The organism is Flavobacterium sp. SH_e, assembly GCF_025717045.1.
Classification (GTDB): Bacteria; Bacteroidota; Bacteroidia; order Flavobacteriales; family Flavobacteriaceae; genus Flavobacterium.
In genome coordinates this window covers 91,513-112,490 of record NZ_JAOVZN010000002.1, presented here as the reverse complement: position 1 = coordinate 112,490, position 20,978 = coordinate 91,513, and the positions used below count along the sequence as shown (strand labels likewise).

The following is a 20,978-nucleotide window of genomic DNA, read 5'->3' as shown; positions in this document are numbered from 1 at the left end:
TTCGCCGTTCTCAGTCACAAAATTCTGACTCAGATACCTAAATTAATCATTTTCGGCAAATATAGCATAATAAGTCTAGTAATTCAATACGGTTTCACGTAATACTAGCAAAACAACTTACAATGCAAAAACAAATATTCACAACAATCTATTAATCAGACTGTAAATAAATACATAATAAAAAAAACAGAAGAAAAAATTCCCAAAAGGACTTTTTCTTCTGTTATCATCTGATTTTTAAAATCATTTATATTTTATCTTCAATACACACCCTAATGCTTCTAATACTAGGACATAATAACTATTAGATACCTCTTGTACAATTGCGTTTTGATTACTGAATGCTCCCGACTCTAATTTGATCTTATCACCAACTTGAAACGTCGAAACCGATATATCGCTAATATTTGTTGCTTTTAGACTTTTTTTAATAACTTCAATTTCTTGATCCTTTACAATTGCAGGTTTTCCAAGCCAAAACAAATATCTAACAACACCAGCAACTTGAAATACTAAATTCCGCTCTGAATCGGGTAATTGCACAAAAACATAAGAATTAAAAAGTGGCGTCTCAATTTTCTTTTTTCGATCTGACCATTGTTTAACCTGAGTAATTAAAGGACAATAGCATTCGACTCCCAGCTGATTAAGCTTATCCGCAACTTTCTTTTCCCATTTAGGTTTTGTATAAACTACGTACCAATTCATTTTTTCTTCTTTATGAATGAAGCAAATTCGTATCACTTCATATCTCTTACAAACTACAAAACCAATTTATGACCCAATACCATTATAAACGAAACCTATTGATTCTAATTGTTTAGCATTCAAAATATTTCTTCCATCAAAAACAAAAGCTGGTTTATGCATTGAATCGTAAATCTTTTTCCAATCATAAGCTGTAAACTCATCCCACTCCGTTAAGATTGCAACAGCATGTGCTCCTTTACAAGCTTCATAAGCATTTTCAAACACATTCAAAGCATCAATATTTTCCTTACTTGTTCTTGTTTCCAAATAATCTAAGTCGTTTAACATTTTATTTTTAGAAACTTTCGGATCAAAGACTGAAATTTTAGCTTGTTCATTTATTAAGTCATCAGCAACATAAATTGCTGCAGATTCTCTAGTATCGTTTGTATCTTTTTTGAAGGCCCAACCCAAAAATGCAATTTTCTTATCAGCTACTGTATTATATAATGTCTGAACAATTTTATTTGAAAATCTTCTTTTTTGATGATCGTTCATAATAATTACTTGTTCCCAATAATCTGCAACTTCATTTAGTCCGTATGATTTTGCAATGTAAACTAAATTTAGAATGTCTTTTTGAAAACAAGAACCTCCAAATCCTACAGAAGCTTTTAAAAATTTTGGCCCTATTCTGCTGTCCATGCCTATAGCCCTCGCAACTTCATTCACATCTGCGCCTGTTTTTTCACAAAGTTCTGACATTGCATTTATTGAAGATATACGTTGTGCTAAAAATGCATTTGCTGTAAGTTTAGACAATTCTGATGACCAAACATTTGTTGTCAAAATTCTATCTTTATTTACCCAATTTGAATAAACATCAACCAATGCATTAATTGCTTCCTCACCGCCTTCAGTTGTGTCTCCACCAATCAAAATACGATCTGGATTTAATAAATCTGTTACCGCAGTCCCCTCTGCCAAAAACTCTGGATTAGATAGAATTTGAAATTGAACACCATTTCCAGTGTTATCCAATATGCTCTTAATTGCCTCAGCAGTACGAACTGGCAGAGTTGATTTTTCAACTACAATTTTATTTTGTTTTGCTACTCTTGCTATTTGTCTAGCACATAATTCAATATATTTTAAGTCAGCCGCCATTCCTTTACCTTTACCGTAAGTTTTAGTCGGAGTGTTTACTGAAATAAATATCATTTGAGCTTCGTCTATTGCCTTATCAACATCAGTAGAAAAAAATAAATTTCTACCTCTTGCTTCTGCTACAATTTCAGAAAGACCTGGTTCATAAATCGGAATGTTTTCAGGATTAGGATCATTCCAATCCGCTATTCTTTGTTCATTTAAATCAACAACTGTAACCTGAATATGTGGACATTTTTGAGCAATAACCGCCATCGTTGGTCCACCAACATATCCTGCACCAATGCAGCAAATTTTTGTAATTTTCATTTGATCTCTTTTATCTTGATCTATTTATTTTAAATTATTCCAATACCACCCAACTGCTTCTTTCAACCCTTCTTGTAAAGAATATTTTGGATTATATCCTAACATATTTTTTGCTTTCTCAATACTTGCCAGCGAATGAGGAATATCACCTGCTCTGTTTTCTCCATAAATAACTGAAACATCTTTTATTTTTGGATCAAACTCAGACAAATATTCTTTTAGATATTTCACCAAATCATTTAGTGTATTTCTATCACCATAAGCAGTATTATAAACAGAATTAATTGCCTCTAGATTCTGAGAAGTCATAGCCAGTTCATTCATCTGAATCACATTGTCGATATATGTAAAATCACGAGAATAATTTCCATCTCCATTAATTATTGGGCTTTCGTGATTCATAAATTGCTTTACAAACTTTGGAATAACAGCAGCGTAAGCTCCATTAGGATCTTGTTTTCTTCCAAAAACATTAAAATAACGAAGGCCTATTGTTTCCAATCCGTATGTTTTGCTGAAAATTTCTGCATACAACTCATTCACATATTTAGTAATTGCATATGGCGACAATGGTTTCCCAATAACATCTTCTACTTTTGGTAATCCTTGCGAATCTCCATAAGTTGAAGAACTTGCAGCATAAACAAATCTCTTCACTTTTGCATCGCGTGCAGCAGTCAGCATATTTAAAAACCCAGAAACATTCACATCGTTTGTAGTTATTGGATCTTTAATTGATCTAGGAACAGAACCTAAAGCCGCTTGATGCAAAACGTAATCTGCTCCTTCGACTGCCAAATTACAATCGCTTAAATTTCGAATATCTCCTTCAATTAATTTAAAATCAGAATTATTTAAAAAATCTTTTAAATTATGATGATGCCCTGTCGAGAAGTTATCTAAACAAACTACTTTATATCCTAAACCTAAAAAATACTCCGTCAAGTTTGAACCGATAAATCCAGCTCCTCCCGTAATTAAAATTGTATTTTTTGTTTTATTTTCCATTTATCAAAATTTAGCTTTTTCTAAATCGATTTAAAAGTGTTTTCAAAAATCCTTTTTTTGGTTCCTCTTCATGATAACCATTTGAGTAAGCTCCATAACCATATCCGTAGCCATAAGCTGCTCCGTATTTTGCTTTATTCTCATAGCCATTCAACACAATACTAACATTACTTAATTCGCCACGCTTAAGTCTTGTGTTTAACATCGTTATCATGTCTTTCTTCGTATAATTTTGTCTAACAATATACAAGATAACATCTGCAAACTGCACTAACTCTAACGAATCTGCTACTAAACCAACTGGTGGCGTATCAAGAATTATGTAATCATATTTCAATTTTAATTCATCGATTAATTCTTTCATAGCATCACTTAAAATAAGCTCTGAAGGATTTGGAGGAATTGGTCCTGAAAGTATTACATCTAGATTTGGAATAGGAGTTGAGTTAGTAATTTCTTCTAAACTATTTTGTCTAATTAGATAATTAACAACTCCAAGAGGCGTAGTTAATTTAAACTCATCTGCTAATCTTGGTTTTCTTAAATCCAAACCAACAATTACCGTTTTCTTTTCGCTTAAAGCAAAAACTGTTGCTATATTGATAGAGCAAAACGTTTTTCCTTCCCCACTAATTGAAGAGGTAATCATTAAAGTTTTTGCCCCATTTACTTTCTGTTTTTTATATAAAAACTGAAGTGAAGATCGTATTCCTCTGAAAGCCTCAGAAAGAGCGGACTTGGGTTTATCAAAAACAGCTAAATTTACAGAATCCTTATTCACTCCAATAACCCCAAGTAATGGTATTTGGGTTATCTTACTAATATCTTCTGTATTTTGAATCGAATTATTGATAAAGAAAATTACAAAAACAAATAACAACGGAATTAAAATTCCTGAAAACAAAGCCAATACATAATTCACTGAGGTTTTAGGCCCAATAAGCCCACCTCCTATGTCTTTTGCCGGATCTATAAAATGAATATCCGATAAATTAGAAGCTTTTACAATTTCTGCCTCATTTCTTTTTTGAAGAAACTCGGTATAAATATTATCGTTTAAATCATACTTTCTTTTGATTTTCAATAATTCCTGTTGTTCTGCCGGAAGTCTTTTAACTGTACTTTCTGCCTGACCAATTTTAGCATTGACTAAAGACAAGTCATACAATAAAGATGCTTTTGCAGTAGCAATATTCTCTTGAAGAACATTTTTTACTGCTGCCATTTGGTTATCAAAATCTTTAAATATTTTTTCACTCTTTACGGCATATGCCATTTCAGATCTTTGAGCCGAAAGTGCTATAAGCTTTGAAACATTGGCAACAATATTCTGATCTTCAATTCCCGCAACTGATGGAGCTGGCAATCTGGAGTAATCATCACTACTGTTTAGATATGATTTTAATGAATTATAATACGCGATCTTTCTAGTTACTTGATCTCTTTCAACATCAAAATTCATTATCTTATCTGAAACTTTAGCTCCACCATCTTCGATTTCAAAAATATTTTTATCTTTTTGAAAAGACTTTAATTCATTACCTGTTTGCTTAAGTTGAGACTCCATTGCAACAAGGGTACTGTCTATAAACCTAATAGTATTTGTCGCAAATTGGTTTTTACCATCAAGTTGTATTTTAATAAGCATTTTTACAGTAGAATTTAAATAATCCACCATTCTTGCTTTATTTGTTCCCTGTAAAGACAAGGTTAATATTGAACCGCTATTTTTTAATGGCTCTACGCTTACTCCTCTGTAGCGAGCCACCGTCCCATCAAAATCATTAAATTTTATAAAATATTCTTTCCCTTTATAAAAGCCAGGATTATCTGTTATTTGAAGTTTCCAATTTAAGAAAGGAAGCTCTACTCGATCTCCAACTCTATATCTTTTTACAAAACTAACTGGTTGTACAGAAGTATTACCATAGGTATTAGTGCTATAAGTGATTAATGGAACTGAGCTATTTTCGAACGGAATTTGAATTTCATATTCATTTTCGCTAAGAAATTTTATACTTATTAATGTATTTGCAATCTGTCCTTTTGTTTTGTCGATATCTATATAAAACGGTACAGCTCCATAAGAATCTATAAAATTATACTTTCCTTGCTCTAAATAATCAATATAGAATTGAAGTTTATCAACTACTAACTCATTGTGAGATCTGGATTGCAAAATTGTAGAAATTCCATTTACTTGATCTGAAATTCCTCCCCAGTTAAAAACTAAACTTGTATTAGAAGTAAAAAAAGGATTACTTTCCTCTTTAATAGAAACCAAAGTCTGCATTCCGTAAATTTTTTCTTTACGAATGTTTACTTGATAAGCAATTGTGAAAGTAATAATTAAACTAATCAGAAACCATTTCCAGTAACTAGCAATTTTCAACAAAAAACCTTTAAAATCAAAATTATAATGATTCTCAAAAATGGAAAAGTCTTTAATATCTAACATTTTAAAAATCTTTTTTTATTTAACAATAAGGAAAACCGTTGTTGCCAAAGACAATAAGGTAATAATTGTAGTTAACGATTGTAATCCTGTCTGCCCAGTTCCCCACGTTTTTTGTTTCACTGGTTTGATATAGATATAATCATTCGGTTGCAAATAATAATATGGTGATTTCATGACATTTACATCTGTAAGATCAATATTATGCATTTGAACTCCCGTTGGACTTTGACGAATTACAGTAACTTCTTTCCTATTACCTACAGTAGTAATATCTCCAGCATTTGCTACAGCTTCCAGAATGGTAACGTTTTCCTTAAATAACACTTTAGTTCCTGTATTTCCGACTTCTCCATTGATTGTATATCTAAAACCCGCTAATTTAACTGTTACAAAAACATTTGCTTCACTTTTAAAATATTCCTCAAGCAATTTTTTTTCAATTTTCAAGCGAACTTCTTCGAGAGTATAGCCAATTACATTAATTTCACCTAAAATTGGCATTCTAATATTACCATGATCATCAACTGTAAAACCATCAAAATAAAGACCTGCTTCTGATTTTGAAGTTTGATTACTTTGACTTTCCGTTGTATTGAAGATAGAAACCAATTTTGGATCAATTGCTTTTATATTAACACTTAGAACATCATTTACTTGTAATCGATATGGTTTTGATTCCACAGCTGCAATAGTTGTCTTCTCATCTGAATTATTTTTGTCTTGAAGATAAACCAAATCTTTAATTGGAATACACGATGTAAATAATATTGACATTAAGAAAAATAGAAAAAAGCTTTTTTTTGTCATTGGTTCAATTTTATCGCAAATATAGCTTTTCCTTTAATGTATCGAAAAACCTACTTGTCATTTGGGGGTTTAGTTTAATTATTTTTAAATGTTTTTTCAAAAGGAACTCTATGCAAAATACTCCTTCCTAATGTTACTTCGTCTGCATATTCTAATTCATCTCCAACAGATATTCCTCGAGCAATTGTAGAGATTATAATTTCTGCATCTATAATTTGTTTATAGATGTAAAAATTTGTTGTATCTCCTTCCATCGTCGAACTTAAAGCAAAAATAATTTCAGCCACTTTGCCAGATTTTACCTTCTCAACCAAACTTGAAATATTTAGCTGATTTGGACCAACTCCTTCAATAGGTGAAATCTTTCCTCCAAGAACATGATAAATTCCTTTGTACTGACCTGTATTCTCAATCGCCATAACATCACGAATATCTTCTACAACACATATCGTCTCATGATTTCTGAGATGATTTGCACAAATTTCGCAGATTTTAGTGTCCGAAATATTATGGCAACTTTCGCAAAATTTGATATCCTCACGCATATTTAATAATGCCTGAGATAAAAAAGAAGTTTGTTCTTTAGGCTGTTTTAGCAGATGAAGAACTAGCCGAAGAGCTGTACGCTTACCAATACCAGGCAATTGCGACATTTCGTTTACCGCTTTTTCGATTAATTTTGATGAAAATTCCATGACGACAAAAGTAATACTTTTAATGGTTTAGCTCGCATTACAGCAATTAAATTCAATGCTTATAAATACTGGAATTTTATCCAGAAAAAACACCTATTTCAATATTGTTTTCCGAAGCCTATTCTCATTTTTAAAGTTCTTAATATTGATTTGTTGCCAATAAAACTAATGTACAAGCTACTTCAACCTGAATATCATTTAACTCCAATAATTGGTACAATTCTGGATTTTCAGTTCCCGGATTAAAAATTACACGTTTAGGATGTGCTTCAATAATATAATTGTAATAATCTCTTTGACGTACTGGGTTTAGGTACAAAGTAATTGTGTCAATATTTTTAACTGGTATGGCTTTAGTTTGAATTTTCACGCCAGCAACTTCTCCTGCTTTTTGTCCAATTGCTAAAACAGAATGCCCTTTTCCTACCAGCATATTTACGGCTCTATATGAATAACGATCTGAATTTGTTGATGCTCCTATAACTAGTGTTTTTTTACTTTTCATTGTTTTTATTTAGACTGCAAAAGTAATTAAAAAGAACCATTTAATCCTATGTCTTTGATTCAGAATCAATAGCAATTAAAAAATATTATTCTAACATAATTTCATACAAAACATCAAAAAATAACTACTTTTACTTCACTAACCAATATTCTATGGAATTATTCATTTACTTATTTGCCGCATTATTCTCGGTACTAAACCCAATCGGAACTGTGCCAATCTTTGTTGGATTAACGCAACACGACTCCCAAAAAGAAAGATCTCGAATTTCGCTTTGGACCGCAATTAACGTTTTTATAATATTATTAGTTTCTTATTTCATCGGCCAATATGTCCTAACCTTTTTCGGAATTAGCATCGATGCTTTAAGAATTGCCGGCGGAATAGTAATTGTGAATTCTGGTTTCTCTTTACTTTCAGGGAAATTCAATAAAAAGCGCGGGATCAATAAAAAAATTGAAAATGAAGCACAACAGAGAAATGATATTGCATTAACCCCTTTGGCAATTCCGATGCTTGCTGGTCCTGGCTCAATGTCCCTTTTAATTGCTTTTTATCAAGAACATCACGAGTTAAACGAAATCATAATTTCTTCATTAGCGATTCTTGCCATTGCAGTTGCTATTTTTGCCATTCTAAAAAGTGCTCATTATTTAGCAAGAATATTAGGTGCTTCAGGAATTGTTGCAATCTCTAGAATTGTTGGCTTTATAGTTATTTCAATTGGCATACAATATATTGTAAGTGCAATTGTAAATATTATTAAAGGAAATTTTTAGTTTAATCAAATATTAAAAAAGAAAGGGATAAAATCGCAACATGATTTTATCCCTTTCTTTTTATTAGATCTTTTATTTTAACTTCTTGGTAAGAAAATTTCGGCCATCATACATCTTGCACTTCCACCACCACAAGCTTCAATTGTATCCAAACTTGAACTTAAAATTTCAGCATGGTTTTCTAATTGTGCTATTTGTTTCGGAGTTAAACTTTGATGAGCTGATGCACTCATTACAATATATCGTTTATCATCTTTCCCTCGAACTTCCAGCATATTTCCTGCAAAATTATTTACTTGAGCTTCGGTAATCAAAACAACTTCTTTTTGATCTTGCTTAAGACTATCCAGAACCATTTTGCGTTCTTTCTTGTCATCAATCGAATCTGCACAAATTACTGCAAAAGTTTCGCCTAAACACATCATAACATTAGTATGATAAATTAGTTTTCGTTCTCCATCAACTGTTTGAAAAGCTTCGAAAATAACTGGAGCATAATCAAAATCTTCACAGAACTCTATAAACAATTCTTCGTCAGCTCTTGGTGATAAAGCGCAATATGCTTTTCCGTTTGCTCTATCTAATAATAAACTTCCTGTTCCTTCTAAGAAAATGCCATCTTCTTCTGCAGAAGTATAGTCCATTATATTGGTAATTTCAAATCCTTTTTCTTCCAAAGTATCCAAAATATCTTCACGACGTTCTTGACGACGGTTTTCTGCAAACATTGGATACAATGCTACATCTCCATTTTCATGAAACGAAACCCAGTTATTTGGAAAAATACTATCTGGAGTATCAGTCTCTAAATTATCATCAACAACTGTTACATCAACGCCAACCGCTCTTAGCTTTTCTACAAAAGCATCAAATTCTTGTTGCGCTTTAGCATTAACAGTACTTGGCAAAAGTCCGTCTAACACCTTTTGATAATAATTATTGACAGCCGTTTGTTCATTCATTCTGAATGCAACTGGGCGAATCATCACGATAGCATTAGTAGTTTGTCTCATTTTTTATATATTTTCTCGTTTCAAGTTTCAAGTTTCAGGTTTCAGGTTTCGTGTCTTCTAAAAACTTGAAACCTCAAACTTGAAAAAAACTATTTTTAGTCTCTAATTAATGGTAAAGTTGAACATCTCAACAAACCTTCCTGTTTCGAAATTTCAGCATACGGAATTTCTTCCACAGTAAAACCATTTTCACGAAGCCAGTTATTCAATCTTGTAAAATTCTTTTCAGAAACAACAACATTTTCATCAATTGAAAACACGTTTGAAAACATATTATACATTTCATTTCTTTCAATATGAAATAGATTTTCTTTTCCAAAAAGTTTCACTAAATACAAATAATCAGCTTCTTCACGAAAACCTCTTTTATATATAATACCTTTATCTTTCCCAACAGGTTGAAAACAACAATCTAAATGCAATGCATTATCTCTTGCTTCCAATTTAGATTTTACTAAATCAAACTCTTTCACAATTTTATTAGGAAACAAAGATTTGATATAATTTACACCTTGCATATTGGTTCTTGCCGTAATGTAATCTTTATAATCACTTCCTTTATAAGTCCCAATAAAAATATGATCATTCCAAAGCATAACGTCTCCTCCTTCTATATGGACTTCTTCTGGAGGACGAACTACTTTTATTGGGTCAATCTGATCAATTACATATTGAATTGCATCTAATTCGCGTTCTCTATCTGGTAGAATATTAGATTTTACAAAAACATCATCAATTACAAAACCTATATCTCTAGCAAAAATCTGATTGTAATTTTCAATCATTTCTGGGCGATAAACGGCAACATCATACTTTTTGAAAACAGCATTAAAAGCATCCATTTCAGCAACCATATCTTTTTCTACAGGATAAGTTCCTGCCTTAATATGTTCCAATGATTTAGGGTCATACGCCTCTTCTATAGTTGGAGTTGGACCATTATGAACAGCAGAACCCAGAACTACAGCACGAAGCCGAGACGTTTCGTTCTTTACATTTAATTGCAACATAACTTTATTATATTTTGAGCAAAGATAAAAAAAGCTTCACATGTAAGTGAAGCTTTCGTTTTTTTATTTATTAGACTTGAACTCTCTTAAAGGATGTCCAGTATAAATTTGTCTCGGTCTTCCGATTGGCTCTTTGTTTTCACGCATTTCTTTCCATTGAGCTATCCAACCTGGAAGCCTTCCAATTGCAAACATAACGGTAAACATATCTGTCGGAATTCCTAATGCTCTGTAAATAATCCCAGAGTAGAAATCAACGTTTGGATATAAATTTCTTGATTTGAAGTATTCATCTTCAAGAGCTGCTTTTTCTAATTTTCTTGCAATCTCTAAAATCGGATCTTCAACACCCAACGTTTCTAATACTTCTGTCGCTGCTTTTTTGATGATTTTAGCTCTTGGATCAAAGTTTTTGTAAACTCTGTGTCCGAATCCCATTAAACGGAATGGATCATTTTTATCTTTTGCTTTCGCTAAAAATTTATCTGTATCTCCACCGTCTTTGTTAATTTCTTCTAGCATTTCAAGTACAGCTTGATTTGCTCCACCGTGAAGTGGTCCCCAAAGTGCAGAAACTCCTGCAGAAACTGAAGCAAATAAACCAGCGTGAGATGAACCTACCATTCTAACTGTAGATGTAGAACAGTTTTGCTCGTGATCTGCGTGAAGAATGAATAATTTATCTAAAGCATTTACGATTACTGGATTTGCAGCATAAGGCCCTGTAGGTAATTTAAACATTAATTGCATAAAACTTTCTACATACCCTTTTGTATTATCATAATAATTTAAAGGATACCCCATAGATTTTCTGTAAGTCCATGTAGCTATCACTAAAAATTTTGCCATTGTTTTACAAATAGCTTCGTACATTTCTTTTTCGTTATCAACATTAACCGCTTTAGGATTAAAAGCTGTCAATGCGCTAGTTAAAGCAGATAACACTCCCATTGGGTGAGCCGTTTTAGGGAAACCGTCAATGATATTTTTCATTTCTTCGTTTACCAAAGAATGTTTTTTAATACCATTTTCGAATTCTTCTAATTGTGCAGCGGTTGGCAATTCTCCAAAAATCAAAAGATAAGAAACTTCTAAGAAACTAGCTTTTTCAGCAAGATCTTCGATTGAATATCCTCTGTAACGTAAAATTCCCTCTTCTCCATCTAGGAAAGTGATTTCACTTGTACAAGATCCTGAATTTTTATAACCTGGATCAATTGTAATAACACCCGTTAAATCACGTAATTTGTTGATATCGATAGCTGATTCGTTTTCACTCCCTGTGATTACCGGAAGCTCAATCTTTTTACCATCTATTTCTAATGTAGCTATTTTTGACATAATATACTGGAAATAATTCTTTAAATAATAATTTATCAAATCTAATGAATTTAAGACTAATTAAAAAAAGAATACTGCTATGAATTTGTTAAAAGTCCAAAAAAAAACCATCTGCAAAAACAGATGGTTTTTCCCAATATATAATTCGTTCAATTATTTGATTTTAAAAGCATTTAAACCAGGGAAATAAGCTGTATTTCCTAATTCTTCTTCAATTCTCAATAATTGATTGTATTTAGCCATACGATCTGAACGAGACGCAGAACCAGTTTTAATTTGACCACAGTTTAAAGCAACAGCTAAATCTGCAATTGTATTATCTTCAGTTTCTCCAGAACGGTGAGACATTACAGATGTATAACCAGCATTTTTTGCCATGTTTACAGCTGCGATAGTTTCAGTTAGAGTACCAATTTGATTTACTTTTACTAAGATTGAGTTAGCAATTCCTTTTTCGATACCAGTTGACAAACGTTCAACATTAGTAACGAATAAATCATCACCAACTAATTGTACTTTGTCTCCGATTTTTTCAGTTAAAGCTTTCCATCCATCCCAGTCATCTTCGTACATACCGTCTTCGATAGAAATAATTGGATATTTAGAAGCTAACTCAGCTAAATATTGAGCTTGTTCTTCAGAAGTTCTAATTTTTCCAGTTTCTCCTTCAAATTTAGTGTAATCGTATTTACCGTTTACATAAAACTCAGAAGCAGCACAGTCAAGAGCAATCATAATTTCGTCACCGAAAGAATATCCTGCTTTTTCAACCGCAAGTTTAATAGTATCTAAAGCATCTTCAGTTCCACCAGCTAAGTTTGGAGCAAAACCTCCTTCGTCACCTACTGCAGTACTTAAACCTCTATCGTGTAATACTTTTTTCAAGTTGTGGAAAATTTCAGTTCCCATTTGCATTGCATGTGTAAAAGAAGTTGCTTTTACTGGGAAAATCATAAACTCTTGGAATGCGATAGGTGCATCAGAGTGAGAACCTCCATTGATAATGTTCATCATCGGAACAGGCAATGTATTAGCAGAAACTCCACCTACATATCTGTATAATGGCAGACCAAGTTCATTAGCAGCAGCTTTTGCTGCAGCCAAAGAAACACCTAAAATAGCATTAGCCCCTAATTTAGATTTGTTTGGAGTTCCATCCAAATCAATCATTAATTGGTCAATTGTGTTTTGCTCGAAAACAGAAGTCCCAACTAATTCTTCAGCAATAACAGTATTTACATTGTTCACTGCATTCAAAACACCCTTACCTAGGTAAGCCTTACCTCCATCACGTAATTCAACAGCTTCGTGCTCTCCAGTTGATGCTCCAGATGGAACAGCAGCTCTACCTAAAACTCCATTTTCAGTTACTACATCAACTTCAATAGTAGGATTACCTCTAGAATCAAGAATTTGTCTTGCGTGAACTTTAATTATAATACTCATTATTTTTGTTTTTTATTAATAAATTATATTTTTTTTTCGAAATTATAAAAATATTTAATACTATAAACGCATTTTAGCCATTAAACACCTTTATTTATTAACTACATCGTTTTAGACCTTACTACTTTTAATGTTCTCAACAAATTGATCAAACAAATATGACGAATCATGTGGTCCCGGACTAGCTTCTGGGTGATATTGAACAGAAAAACAATTCTTATTCTTCATTCGCATTCCTGCAACTGTATCATCATTTAAATGTATATGAGTCAGTTCTAACTCTGGATGACCTTCTAAAGCTTCTCTTTTTACAGCGAATCCATGATTTTGAGAAGTAATCTCCCCTTTACCTGTAAGAAGATTTTTTACTGGATGATTAATTCCTCGGTGCCCTCCAAACATTTTATAAGTCTGAACTCCATTTGCTAATGCAATAATCTGATGACCTAAACAGATTCCAAACAAAGGTTTATCATCTGCAATAATGTTCTTAGCAACCTCTATTACTCCATAAAGCGGGTCCGGATCTCCAGGTCCATTAGACAAGAAATATCCGTCTGGATTAAACGCGCTTAACTCCTCGTAACTTGTATCGTATGGAAAAACCTTAATATAACAATCTCTTTTTGCAAAGTTTCTTAAAATATTCTTTTTAATTCCAAGGTCAAGTGCCGAAATTTTGTATGTCGCATTTTCATCCCCTACAAAATAAGGCTCTTTTGTAGACACTTTTGAGGCTAACTCAAGACCTTCCATATTTGGCACATTTGCCAATTCTTTTTTCAGATCTTCAATTGAAGTTCCATCTGTACAGATAACAGCATTCATTGCACCATTATCACGAATATAACTAACCAGAGCTCTAGTATCCACATCAGAGATACAGATTAAATTTTGTTTTGCAAAATAATCTTCTAGGCTACCAGAAGCACCTTCTCTAGAATAGTTAAAGCTAAAATTTTTACAAACTAAACCAGCAATTTTCACGCTGTCTGATTCAACTTCTAAATCATTTATACCATAATTCCCGATGTGTGGATTAGTAGTAACCATAATTTGCCCAAAATACGAAGGATCTGTAAAAATCTCCTGATATCCGGTCATTCCAGTATTAAAACAAACTTCACCAAAAGTTTTACCGCTAATACCGATAGACTTTCCATGAAAAATAGTTCCATCACTTAGTAATAAAATGGCGCTTTGTCGTGTTGTGTATTTCATTCTTTAATTTGTATTGTTTTTTTAATTGTGTATGAAACTTAAAAAGCTTCATTTATAATTAGATATTTTGCAAATTTACTTCTTTAAAAGAGCGCTTCCAAGATTTTTTAAAACTTTCATTCGTAAAAATAAAACCTAACATTTTAAATAAGTTACATTTTTCTGGTTTCAAAAAAATCAAAAAAAAAGGATAAACTAAAAATTAGTTTATCCTTTAATATTATAGAATGATTACTCTCATAATTATTCAGAAGCTTCAGTAGTCGTTTCTGTTTCAGCAGCAGGAGCTTCTGGAGCAGCAGTTTCAGCTTTTTTAGCTTTTCCACCACGACGGCTTTTCGCTTTTTTAACTTCTTTTTTACCTCCGTTGTAAAGCTCATTGAAGTCAACAAGTTCGATCATCGCCATATCAGCGTTATCTCCCAAACGATTTCCAACTTTAATGATACGAGTGTATCCACCTGGACGGTCACCTACTTTAGCAGCAACATCTCTGAACAAATCAGTTACAGCGTATTTATTACGTAAGTAAGCAAAAACAATACGACGGTTGTGAGTCGTATCCTCTTTTGATTTTGTAATTAAAGGCTCAACAAATTGTTTAAGCGCTTTAGCTTTAGCAACAGTAGTGTTAATACGTTTGTGCTCGATAAGAGAACAAGCCATATTAGCCAACATAGCTTTTCTATGTCCAGTCTGTCTGCTTAAGTGGTTGAATTTTTTTCCGTGTCTCATGACGTGTTTTTTTTATCTTCATCTTGCTACAATCCACTATGGAGAGCAAAATATGAAGTAAATTATTCTTTATCTAATTTGTATTTAGCTAAATCCATTCCGAAAGTTAAATTCTTCACTGCAACAAGTTCATCAAGTTCAGTTAAAGATTTTTTACCGAAATTACGGAATTTCATTAGGTCATTTTTATTGAACGATACTAAATCACCAAGTGTATCAACTTCAGCCGCTTTCAAGCAATTTAATGCTCTCACAGATAAATCCATATCAACAAGCTTAGTTTTAAGCAATTGTCTCATATGCAATGACTCTTCATCATACGATTCTGTTTGTGCAATTTCGTCAGCCTCAAGTGTAATTCTTTCATCAGAAAACAACATGAAATGGTGAATTAAAACTTTAGCAGCTTCAGTAAGGGCATCTTTAGGATTAATAGATCCATCAGTTTTGATTTCAAAAACTAATTTTTCGTAATCTGTTTTTTGCTCTACACGGAAATTTTCGATTGCATATTTTACATTTTTTACCGGAGTAAAAATAGAATCTGTAAAAATTGTTCCAATTGCAGCATTCTGTTTTTTGTTTTCTTCAGCAGGCACGTATCCTCTACCTTTTTCGATAGTTAAATCGAAATTCAATTTGATTTTAGAATCTAAATTACAGATAACAAGGTCTGGATTCAAAACTTGAAAACCTGAGATAAATTTTTGAAAATCACCTGCTGTCAATTGATCTTTACCAGAAACAGAAATAGTAACTGATTCATTATCGATATCTTCAATTTGACGTTTGAAACGTACTTGTTTTAGATTAAGGATAATCTCGGTAACATCCTCAACAACACCTGAAATAGTAGAAAACTCATGATCTACACCTTCGATACGAACAGATGTAATTGCATAACCTTCTAACGCTGAAAGCAAAACTCTTCTAAGTGCATTACCAACTGTCAATCCATAACCAGGTTCTAAAGGTCTAAACTCAAATTTACCTTCAAAATCGGTTGAATCGATCATGATAACTTTATCGGGCTTTTGAAAATTAAATATTGCCATAAATTTCGACTAAGTCAATTATTATTTGTTGTACAACTCTACGATTAATTGTTCTTTAATGTTTTCTGGAATTTGAAGTCTCGCAGGTACAGAAACGAAAGTTCCTTCTTTAAGATCATTGTTCCAAGTAATCCATTCATAAACATGACTTGAATTTGATAAAGAACGTTCGATAGCTTCTAAAGATTTAGATTTTTCACGAACTGCAACTTTATCACCAGGCTTAAGGTGGTAAGAAGGAATATTAACAACCTCTCCATTTACAGTAATGTGTCTGTGAGAAACGATTTGACGCGCACCTCTTCTAGATGGAGCAATTCCCATTCTAAAAACAACATTATCTAATCTTGCTTCGCATAATTGTAATAGAACTTCACCAGTTACTCCTTTAGTCGCTGATGCTTTTTCGAATAAATTTCTGAATTGTTTTTCTAAAATTCCGTAAGAATATTTAGCTTTTTGCTTTTCCATTAACTGAACAGCATACTCAGATTTTTTTCCTCTTTTTTTAGCCATCCCGTGTTGTCCAGGTGGGTAATTTCTTTTTTCGAAAGATTTATCATCTCCGAAGATTGCTTCGCCAAATTTACGAGCGATTTTGGTTTTAGGACCAGTATATCTTGCCATTTTAAAAAAAATTTTAAGGTAGAAATTATGAATTCAGGTCTAATCCTTCGATAATCTATGTTCTACCTTGTTTATACTATAAAAATAAAAAATTAAACTCTACGTCTTTTTGGAGGACGACATCCGTTGTGTGGCATTGGAGTAACATCGATAATCTCTGTAACTTCAATTCCACCGTTATGAATAGAACGGATAGCAGACTCACGTCCATTACCTGGTCCTTTTACATAAACTTTCACTTTTTTAAGTCCTGCCTCAAGTGCTACTTTAGCGCAATCTTCTGCTGCCATTTGAGCTGCATAAGGAGTGTTCTTTTTAGAACCTCTGAAACCCATTTTACCAGCTGAAGACCAAGAGATAACTTCACCTTTCTTATTAGTCAAAGAAATAATAATGTTATTAAAAGTGGCAGAAATATGAGCCTCACCCGTTGATTCAACGATAACTTTACGTTTTTTTGCAGTTGCTTTAGCCATATTACTTATTATTTAGTTGCTTTTTTCTTGTTAGCAACAGTTTTTCTTTTACCTTTTCTTGTTCTTGAGTTGTTTTTAGTTCTTTGTCCTCTTAATGGAAGACCAGATCTATGACGAATACCTCTGTAACATCCAATATCCATTAAACGTTTAATGTTTAAAGAAATTTCAGAACGTAATTCTCCTTCAATTTTGTAAAATGAAACAGCTTCACGAATCGCTCCGATCTCATCATCATTCCAATCTTGAACTTTTTTATCTTGGCTAACTTGAGCTTTTTCTAAAATCTCAATAGCTCTACTTTTTCCTAATCCGAAAATATAGGTAAGTGCGATAACACCTCTTTTGTTTTTTGGGATATCTACCCCTGCTATTCTTGCCATAATTATCCTTGTCTTTGTTTAAATCTAGGATTCTTTTTGTTTATTACGTACAGTCTCCCTTTTCTACGCACGATAATGCACTCGGCACTTCTCTTTTTTACTGATGCTCTAACTTTCATAGTGAATATCCTTTAATATCGATAAGTAATTCTTGCTTTTGACAAATCGTAAGGACTCATTTCTAGTTTCACCTTATCACCAGGTAGTAATTTGATGTAATGCATTCGCATTTTACCAGAAATATGAGCAATTACAATATGTCCATTTTCTAACTCCACACGGAACATAGCATTTGATAATGCTTCAATTATTGATCCGTCTTGTTCTATTGCTGATTGTTTTGCCATAAATATATTAAGCTACCGCTTTTCTATTTTTACCAGTCTTCATTAAACCATCATAATGTTTGTTTAACAAGTATGAATTGATCTGTTGAATAGTATCTATTGCAACACCAACCATAATTATTAATGAGGTACCCCCAAAAAACATTGCCCAAGATTGTTGTACATCCATAATACTTACAACAATAGCTGGGAACACAGCAATCAAAGCAAGGAATAAAGATCCTGGGAAAGTTATTAAAGACATCACTTTATCAAGGAAATCAGAAGTTTCTGCTCCAGGACGAACTCCAGGAATAAAACCGCCGCTTCTCTTTAAATCATCAGCCATTTTGTTAGTAGGTACAGTGATTGCAGTATAAAAGAATGTAAATACAATAATTAAAGTTGCAAAAACAAAATTATACCAGAAACCAAACATATTACTAAATGCACCAACAATAGATTGTGATGTATCTGATTTAGACAATCCAGCTACAGCCGCAGGAATAAACATAATTGCCTGAGCAAAAATAATTGGCATAACTCCAGAAGCATTAAGCTTAAGGGGAATCCATTGTCTATTACCTCCTGCCAAATCTTGCTCGTAATCTCCTGTAGTTGTACGACGAGCATACTGTACAGGGATTCTACGTACTGCCATTGTAAGCAATACACAAGAAATGATAACTAATAACCACACAATAATTTCAATAACTAATAACATTGGACCTCCATTGTTATTGGTAACACGAGTTGTAAACTCTTGGATAAAAGCTTGCGGTAAACGAGCTAAAATACCAACCATAATTAACAATGAAATACCATTTCCAATACCTTTATCTGTAATTTTTTCACCCAGCCACATAGCAAAAATTGTACCAGTAACTAAAATGATAACAGACGAGAACAAAAATTCAGGAGAATTAAAGCCTAGCAAAAATGCATTACTAGGCAATGTTCTGTATAAATTATAGATATAAGTTGGACCTTGAACCAATGTGATAGCGATTGTCAACCAACGAGTGATTTGATTAATCTTTTTTCTACCACTTTCCCCATCATTTTGAAGTTTTTGTAAATATGGAATCGCAATCCCCATCAACTGAACAACAATAGACGCAGAAATATAAGGCATGATACCTAAGGCAAAAACTGAAGCCTTAGAGAAAGCACCCCCGGTGAACATGTCTAGAATAGATCCTAGACCATTTTTAGTTTGTCCCGCTAAACCAGTCAATTGCGTTGCGTCAATTCCAGGAAGCGTAACGTGTGCTCCAAAACGATATACTAAAAGCAATCCCAATGTAATTAAGATTCTATTCTTTAGTTCTTCGATTTTCCAAACATTACTTATTGATTCAATAAATTTCTTCATCTTAATAGATAAGTTATATAGTTACAGCTTCTCCACCAGCAGCTTCAATAGCAGCTTTTGCAGTAGCAGTAAATTTGTGGGCAGTTACTTTTAATTTTGCTTTCAATTCTCCTCTACCTAAAATCTTAACGATTTCATTTTTAGAAGCTAGACGATTTGCTACGAAATCTGTCATAGAAACAGAATCAGTAATTACACCGTTATCAACTAATAATTGAAGAGTATCTAAATTAACACCTTCGTATTCTTTACGATTGATGTTTTTGAAACCAAACTTAGGTACACGTCTTTGAAGTGGCATCTGACCCCCTTCAAAACCAATCTTTTTAGAATAACCAGAACGAGATTTTGCTCCTTTGTGTCCACGTGCAGCGGTACCACCTTTTCCAGAACCTTCTCCTCTACCTAATCTTTTATTTTGATTGTGTGTAGACCCCTCAGCAGGTTGTAAGTTACTTAAATTCATAACAGTATTTGTTATTTAGCTTCTTCTACAGAAACTAAGTGTTTAACTTTGTTTATCATCCCAAGGATAGCAGGATTTGACTCATGCTCCACAACTTGTCCAATTTTACGTAGACCTAAAGCTTCCAATCCTCTTTTTTGAGAAAGAGGGCAGTTGATTTTGCTTCTTACTTGTTTTACTAATAATTTAGCCATAATTTCCTAATTAACCTTTAAAAACTTTTTCTAAAGAAACTCCTCTCTGTTTTGCAACAGTATGAGCGCTTCTCATTTGCAATAAAGCATCAAAAGTTGCTTTTACTACGTTATGTGGATTTGATGATCCTTGAGATTTAGACAATACATCGTGAATACCTACTGATTCAAGAACTGAACGAACAGCTCCACCAGCAATAACTCCAGTACCATGAGATGCTGGAATTAAGAATACACGTGCACCACCAAATTTACCTTTTTGTTCGTGAGGAACAGATTGTCCATTCAAAGGAATTCTAACTAAGTTTTTCTTAGCATCTTCTACTGCTTTCGCAATTGCTTCAGAAACGTCTTTAGATTTTCCTAATCCGTGACCAACTACTCCATTTTCATCACCTACAACTACAATAGCAGAAAAACCGAAAGCTCTACCTCCTTTTGTAACTTTAGTAACACGATTAACACTAACTAGACGATCTTTTAATTCAAGACCACTAGGTTTTACCAATTCTACATTTTTGTATTTAGACATAATATATTAGAATTTAAGTCCAGCGGCTCTTGCGCCTTCTGCTAATGATTTAATACGACCGTGATACAAATATCCACCTCTATCAAAAGTGATGGTATCAATCCCAGCTTTTAACGCTTTCTCCGCAACTAGTTTTCCAACAGCAGCAGCTACTTCAACGTTAGTACCTTTTCCTATTTCTTTTTCTCTTGAAGATGCAGCTAATATAGTAACTCCATTTACATCATCAATGATTTGAGCGTAAATTTCTTTATTACTTCTAAAAACAGAAAGTCTAGGTCTTGCAGCAGTACCACTAACCGATTTTCTAATTCTGAATTTAATTCTCTGTCTTCTCTCAGATTTTGTTAATGACATAAT

The 20,978-nt window shown here is 32.9% G+C and carries 25 protein-coding genes; 1 reads left to right on the top strand and 24 read right to left on the bottom strand.

Annotated elements, in window-relative coordinates:
- Window positions 1–243 precede the first annotated feature (243 nt).
- The 7 genes from OD917_RS03495 to OD917_RS03465 form a co-directional block, all read right to left on the bottom strand.
- Complete coding sequence (locus OD917_RS03495; protein ID WP_263522150.1) at window positions 244–708, bottom strand: UpxY family transcription antiterminator; 465 nt, start codon at window positions 706–708, stop codon at window positions 244–246.
- Window positions 709–774: 66 nt separating this feature from the next.
- Window positions 775–2,166: a UDP-glucose 6-dehydrogenase gene (locus OD917_RS03490; RefSeq protein ID WP_263522149.1), complete on the bottom strand. Its 1,392-nt coding sequence runs from the start codon at window positions 2,164–2,166 to the stop codon at window positions 775–777.
- Window positions 2,167–2,190: 24 nt separating this feature from the next.
- On the bottom strand, window positions 2,191–3,174 hold the full coding sequence (locus OD917_RS03485; protein WP_263522148.1) for an SDR family oxidoreductase: 984 nt from the start codon (window positions 3,172–3,174) through the stop codon (window positions 2,191–2,193).
- 10 nt (window positions 3,175–3,184) lie between these two features.
- The gene (locus OD917_RS03480; protein WP_263522147.1) at window positions 3,185–5,632 is read right to left on the bottom strand and encodes a polysaccharide biosynthesis tyrosine autokinase; all 2,448 of its coding nucleotides are present in this window, start codon (window positions 5,630–5,632) and stop codon (window positions 3,185–3,187) included.
- A gap of 15 nt (window positions 5,633–5,647) precedes the next feature.
- Window positions 5,648–6,439 carry a polysaccharide biosynthesis/export family protein gene (locus tag OD917_RS03475; RefSeq protein WP_263522146.1) on the bottom strand — a complete coding sequence of 264 codons (792 nt, stop codon included), beginning with the start codon at window positions 6,437–6,439 and terminating at the stop codon, window positions 5,648–5,650.
- Between the two features lie 74 nt (window positions 6,440–6,513).
- A complete protein-coding gene (gene recR, locus OD917_RS03470; RefSeq protein ID WP_263522145.1) occupies window positions 6,514–7,134 on the bottom strand; it encodes a recombination mediator RecR in 621 nt (206 codons plus the stop codon).
- A gap of 139 nt (window positions 7,135–7,273) precedes the next feature.
- Complete coding sequence (locus OD917_RS03465) at window positions 7,274–7,639, bottom strand: CoA-binding protein (protein ID WP_263522143.1); 366 nt, start codon at window positions 7,637–7,639, stop codon at window positions 7,274–7,276.
- 152 nt (window positions 7,640–7,791) lie between these two features.
- Here OD917_RS03465 and OD917_RS03460 point away from each other — a divergent pair, with 152 nt between their 5' ends.
- Window positions 7,792–8,418 carry a MarC family NAAT transporter gene (locus tag OD917_RS03460; protein WP_263522141.1) on the top strand — a complete coding sequence of 209 codons (627 nt, stop codon included), beginning with the start codon at window positions 7,792–7,794 and terminating at the stop codon, window positions 8,416–8,418.
- A gap of 77 nt (window positions 8,419–8,495) precedes the next feature.
- On the opposite strand, the gene ctlX is transcribed toward OD917_RS03460, so the two are convergent.
- The 17 genes from ctlX to rplR form a co-directional block, all read right to left on the bottom strand.
- Entirely contained in the window at window positions 8,496–9,431 is a 936-nt protein-coding gene (gene ctlX, locus OD917_RS03455; RefSeq protein ID WP_263522139.1) for a citrulline utilization hydrolase CtlX, read from the bottom strand.
- 95 nt (window positions 9,432–9,526) lie between these two features.
- Window positions 9,527–10,441, bottom strand: a complete 915-nt coding sequence (locus OD917_RS03450; protein ID WP_263522137.1) for a dimethylarginine dimethylaminohydrolase family protein — start codon at window positions 10,439–10,441, stop codon at window positions 9,527–9,529.
- Between the two features lie 63 nt (window positions 10,442–10,504).
- Complete coding sequence (locus OD917_RS03445; protein ID WP_111285054.1) at window positions 10,505–11,782, bottom strand: citrate synthase; 1,278 nt, start codon at window positions 11,780–11,782, stop codon at window positions 10,505–10,507.
- Window positions 11,783–11,935: 153 nt separating this feature from the next.
- Window positions 11,936–13,228: a phosphopyruvate hydratase gene (gene eno, locus OD917_RS03440; protein WP_263522135.1), complete on the bottom strand. Its 1,293-nt coding sequence runs from the start codon at window positions 13,226–13,228 to the stop codon at window positions 11,936–11,938.
- A 111-nt stretch (window positions 13,229–13,339) separates the two neighbouring features.
- On the bottom strand, window positions 13,340–14,449 hold the full coding sequence (gene carA, locus OD917_RS03435; RefSeq protein ID WP_263522132.1) for a glutamine-hydrolyzing carbamoyl-phosphate synthase small subunit: 1,110 nt from the start codon (window positions 14,447–14,449) through the stop codon (window positions 13,340–13,342).
- Window positions 14,450–14,692: 243 nt separating this feature from the next.
- Window positions 14,693–15,184 (bottom strand): 50S ribosomal protein L17, encoded by a 492-nt coding sequence (gene rplQ, locus OD917_RS03430; RefSeq protein ID WP_198857779.1) that lies wholly within the window; start codon window positions 15,182–15,184, stop codon window positions 14,693–14,695.
- A gap of 62 nt (window positions 15,185–15,246) precedes the next feature.
- Complete coding sequence (locus OD917_RS03425; RefSeq protein WP_008464329.1) at window positions 15,247–16,239, bottom strand: DNA-directed RNA polymerase subunit alpha; 993 nt, start codon at window positions 16,237–16,239, stop codon at window positions 15,247–15,249.
- Between the two features lie 21 nt (window positions 16,240–16,260).
- Complete coding sequence (gene rpsD / locus OD917_RS03420; protein WP_008464326.1) at window positions 16,261–16,866, bottom strand: 30S ribosomal protein S4; 606 nt, start codon at window positions 16,864–16,866, stop codon at window positions 16,261–16,263.
- Between the two features lie 92 nt (window positions 16,867–16,958).
- A complete protein-coding gene (rpsK, locus tag OD917_RS03415) occupies window positions 16,959–17,342 on the bottom strand; it encodes a 30S ribosomal protein S11 (protein WP_026727866.1) in 384 nt (127 codons plus the stop codon).
- A gap of 8 nt (window positions 17,343–17,350) precedes the next feature.
- Window positions 17,351–17,725 (bottom strand): 30S ribosomal protein S13, encoded by a 375-nt coding sequence (gene rpsM / locus OD917_RS03410; RefSeq protein ID WP_008464322.1) that lies wholly within the window; start codon window positions 17,723–17,725, stop codon window positions 17,351–17,353.
- A 2-nt stretch (window positions 17,726–17,727) separates the two neighbouring features.
- Window positions 17,728–17,844 (bottom strand): type B 50S ribosomal protein L36, encoded by a 117-nt coding sequence (gene ykgO, locus OD917_RS03405; RefSeq protein ID WP_002987490.1) that lies wholly within the window; start codon window positions 17,842–17,844, stop codon window positions 17,728–17,730.
- Between the two features lie 12 nt (window positions 17,845–17,856).
- Window positions 17,857–18,072: a translation initiation factor IF-1 gene (gene infA, locus OD917_RS03400; RefSeq protein WP_007136545.1), complete on the bottom strand. Its 216-nt coding sequence runs from the start codon at window positions 18,070–18,072 to the stop codon at window positions 17,857–17,859.
- Between the two features lie 7 nt (window positions 18,073–18,079).
- Window positions 18,080–19,426 (bottom strand): preprotein translocase subunit SecY, encoded by a 1,347-nt coding sequence (gene secY, locus OD917_RS03395; RefSeq protein ID WP_007803669.1) that lies wholly within the window; start codon window positions 19,424–19,426, stop codon window positions 18,080–18,082.
- A gap of 13 nt (window positions 19,427–19,439) precedes the next feature.
- Window positions 19,440–19,892 carry a 50S ribosomal protein L15 gene (rplO, locus tag OD917_RS03390; protein ID WP_091496646.1) on the bottom strand — a complete coding sequence of 151 codons (453 nt, stop codon included), beginning with the start codon at window positions 19,890–19,892 and terminating at the stop codon, window positions 19,440–19,442.
- Window positions 19,893–19,903: 11 nt separating this feature from the next.
- On the bottom strand, window positions 19,904–20,086 hold the full coding sequence (gene rpmD / locus OD917_RS03385) for a 50S ribosomal protein L30 (RefSeq protein WP_008464315.1): 183 nt from the start codon (window positions 20,084–20,086) through the stop codon (window positions 19,904–19,906).
- 10 nt (window positions 20,087–20,096) lie between these two features.
- Complete coding sequence (gene rpsE, locus OD917_RS03380) at window positions 20,097–20,621, bottom strand: 30S ribosomal protein S5 (protein ID WP_085949269.1); 525 nt, start codon at window positions 20,619–20,621, stop codon at window positions 20,097–20,099.
- Between the two features lie 3 nt (window positions 20,622–20,624).
- Entirely contained in the window at window positions 20,625–20,975 is a 351-nt protein-coding gene (gene rplR, locus OD917_RS03375) for a 50S ribosomal protein L18 (RefSeq protein ID WP_008464310.1), read from the bottom strand.
- Between the last annotated feature and the right edge of the window lie 3 nt (window positions 20,976–20,978).

What these genes read in the sequence shown, in the direction of transcription:
- OD917_RS03450 (WP_263522137.1), bottom strand. Translation starts at nt 10,441, where the DNA reads ATGTTGCAATTAAATGTAAAGAACGAAACGTCTCGGCTTCGTGCTGTA.
- OD917_RS03465 (WP_263522143.1), bottom strand. Translation starts at nt 7,639, where the DNA reads ATGAAAAGTAAAAAAACACTAGTTATAGGAGCATCAACAAATTCAGAT.
- rpsM (WP_008464322.1), bottom strand. Translation starts at nt 17,725, where the DNA reads ATGGCAAGAATAGCAGGGGTAGATATCCCAAAAAACAAAAGAGGTGTT.
- secY (WP_007803669.1), bottom strand. Translation starts at nt 19,426, where the DNA reads ATGAAGAAATTTATTGAATCAATAAGTAATGTTTGGAAAATCGAAGAA.
- rplO (WP_091496646.1), bottom strand. Translation starts at nt 19,892, where the DNA reads ATGAATTTAAGTAACTTACAACCTGCTGAGGGGTCTACACACAATCAA.
- rpsD (WP_008464326.1), bottom strand. Translation starts at nt 16,866, where the DNA reads ATGGCAAGATATACTGGTCCTAAAACCAAAATCGCTCGTAAATTTGGC.
- OD917_RS03445 (WP_111285054.1), bottom strand. Translation starts at nt 11,782, where the DNA reads ATGTCAAAAATAGCTACATTAGAAATAGATGGTAAAAAGATTGAGCTT.
- OD917_RS03480 (WP_263522147.1), bottom strand. Translation starts at nt 5,632, where the DNA reads ATGTTAGATATTAAAGACTTTTCCATTTTTGAGAATCATTATAATTTT.
- eno (WP_263522135.1), bottom strand. Translation starts at nt 13,228, where the DNA reads ATGAGTATTATAATTAAAGTTCACGCAAGACAAATTCTTGATTCTAGA.
- OD917_RS03460 (WP_263522141.1), top strand. Translation starts at nt 7,792, where the DNA reads ATGGAATTATTCATTTACTTATTTGCCGCATTATTCTCGGTACTAAAC.
- rpsK (WP_026727866.1), bottom strand. Translation starts at nt 17,342, where the DNA reads ATGGCTAAAGCAACTGCAAAAAAACGTAAAGTTATCGTTGAATCAACG.
- OD917_RS03425 (WP_008464329.1), bottom strand. Translation starts at nt 16,239, where the DNA reads ATGGCAATATTTAATTTTCAAAAGCCCGATAAAGTTATCATGATCGAT.
- recR (WP_263522145.1), bottom strand. Translation starts at nt 7,134, where the DNA reads ATGGAATTTTCATCAAAATTAATCGAAAAAGCGGTAAACGAAATGTCG.
- ctlX (WP_263522139.1), bottom strand. Translation starts at nt 9,431, where the DNA reads ATGAGACAAACTACTAATGCTATCGTGATGATTCGCCCAGTTGCATTC.
- carA (WP_263522132.1), bottom strand. Translation starts at nt 14,449, where the DNA reads ATGAAATACACAACACGACAAAGCGCCATTTTATTACTAAGTGATGGA.
- rpmD (WP_008464315.1), bottom strand. Translation starts at nt 20,086, where the DNA reads ATGGCTAAATTATTAGTAAAACAAGTAAGAAGCAAAATCAACTGCCCT.
- OD917_RS03490 (WP_263522149.1), bottom strand. Translation starts at nt 2,166, where the DNA reads ATGAAAATTACAAAAATTTGCTGCATTGGTGCAGGATATGTTGGTGGA.
- rplQ (WP_198857779.1), bottom strand. Translation starts at nt 15,184, where the DNA reads ATGAGACACGGAAAAAAATTCAACCACTTAAGCAGACAGACTGGACAT.
- OD917_RS03495 (WP_263522150.1), bottom strand. Translation starts at nt 708, where the DNA reads ATGAATTGGTACGTAGTTTATACAAAACCTAAATGGGAAAAGAAAGTT.
- OD917_RS03475 (WP_263522146.1), bottom strand. Translation starts at nt 6,439, where the DNA reads ATGACAAAAAAAAGCTTTTTTCTATTTTTCTTAATGTCAATATTATTT.
- infA (WP_007136545.1), bottom strand. Translation starts at nt 18,072, where the DNA reads ATGGCAAAACAATCAGCAATAGAACAAGACGGATCAATAATTGAAGCA.
- rplR (WP_008464310.1), bottom strand. Translation starts at nt 20,975, where the DNA reads ATGTCATTAACAAAATCTGAGAGAAGACAGAGAATTAAATTCAGAATT.
- OD917_RS03485 (WP_263522148.1), bottom strand. Translation starts at nt 3,174, where the DNA reads ATGGAAAATAAAACAAAAAATACAATTTTAATTACGGGAGGAGCTGGA.
- ykgO (WP_002987490.1), bottom strand. Translation starts at nt 17,844, where the DNA reads ATGAAAGTTAGAGCATCAGTAAAAAAGAGAAGTGCCGAGTGCATTATC.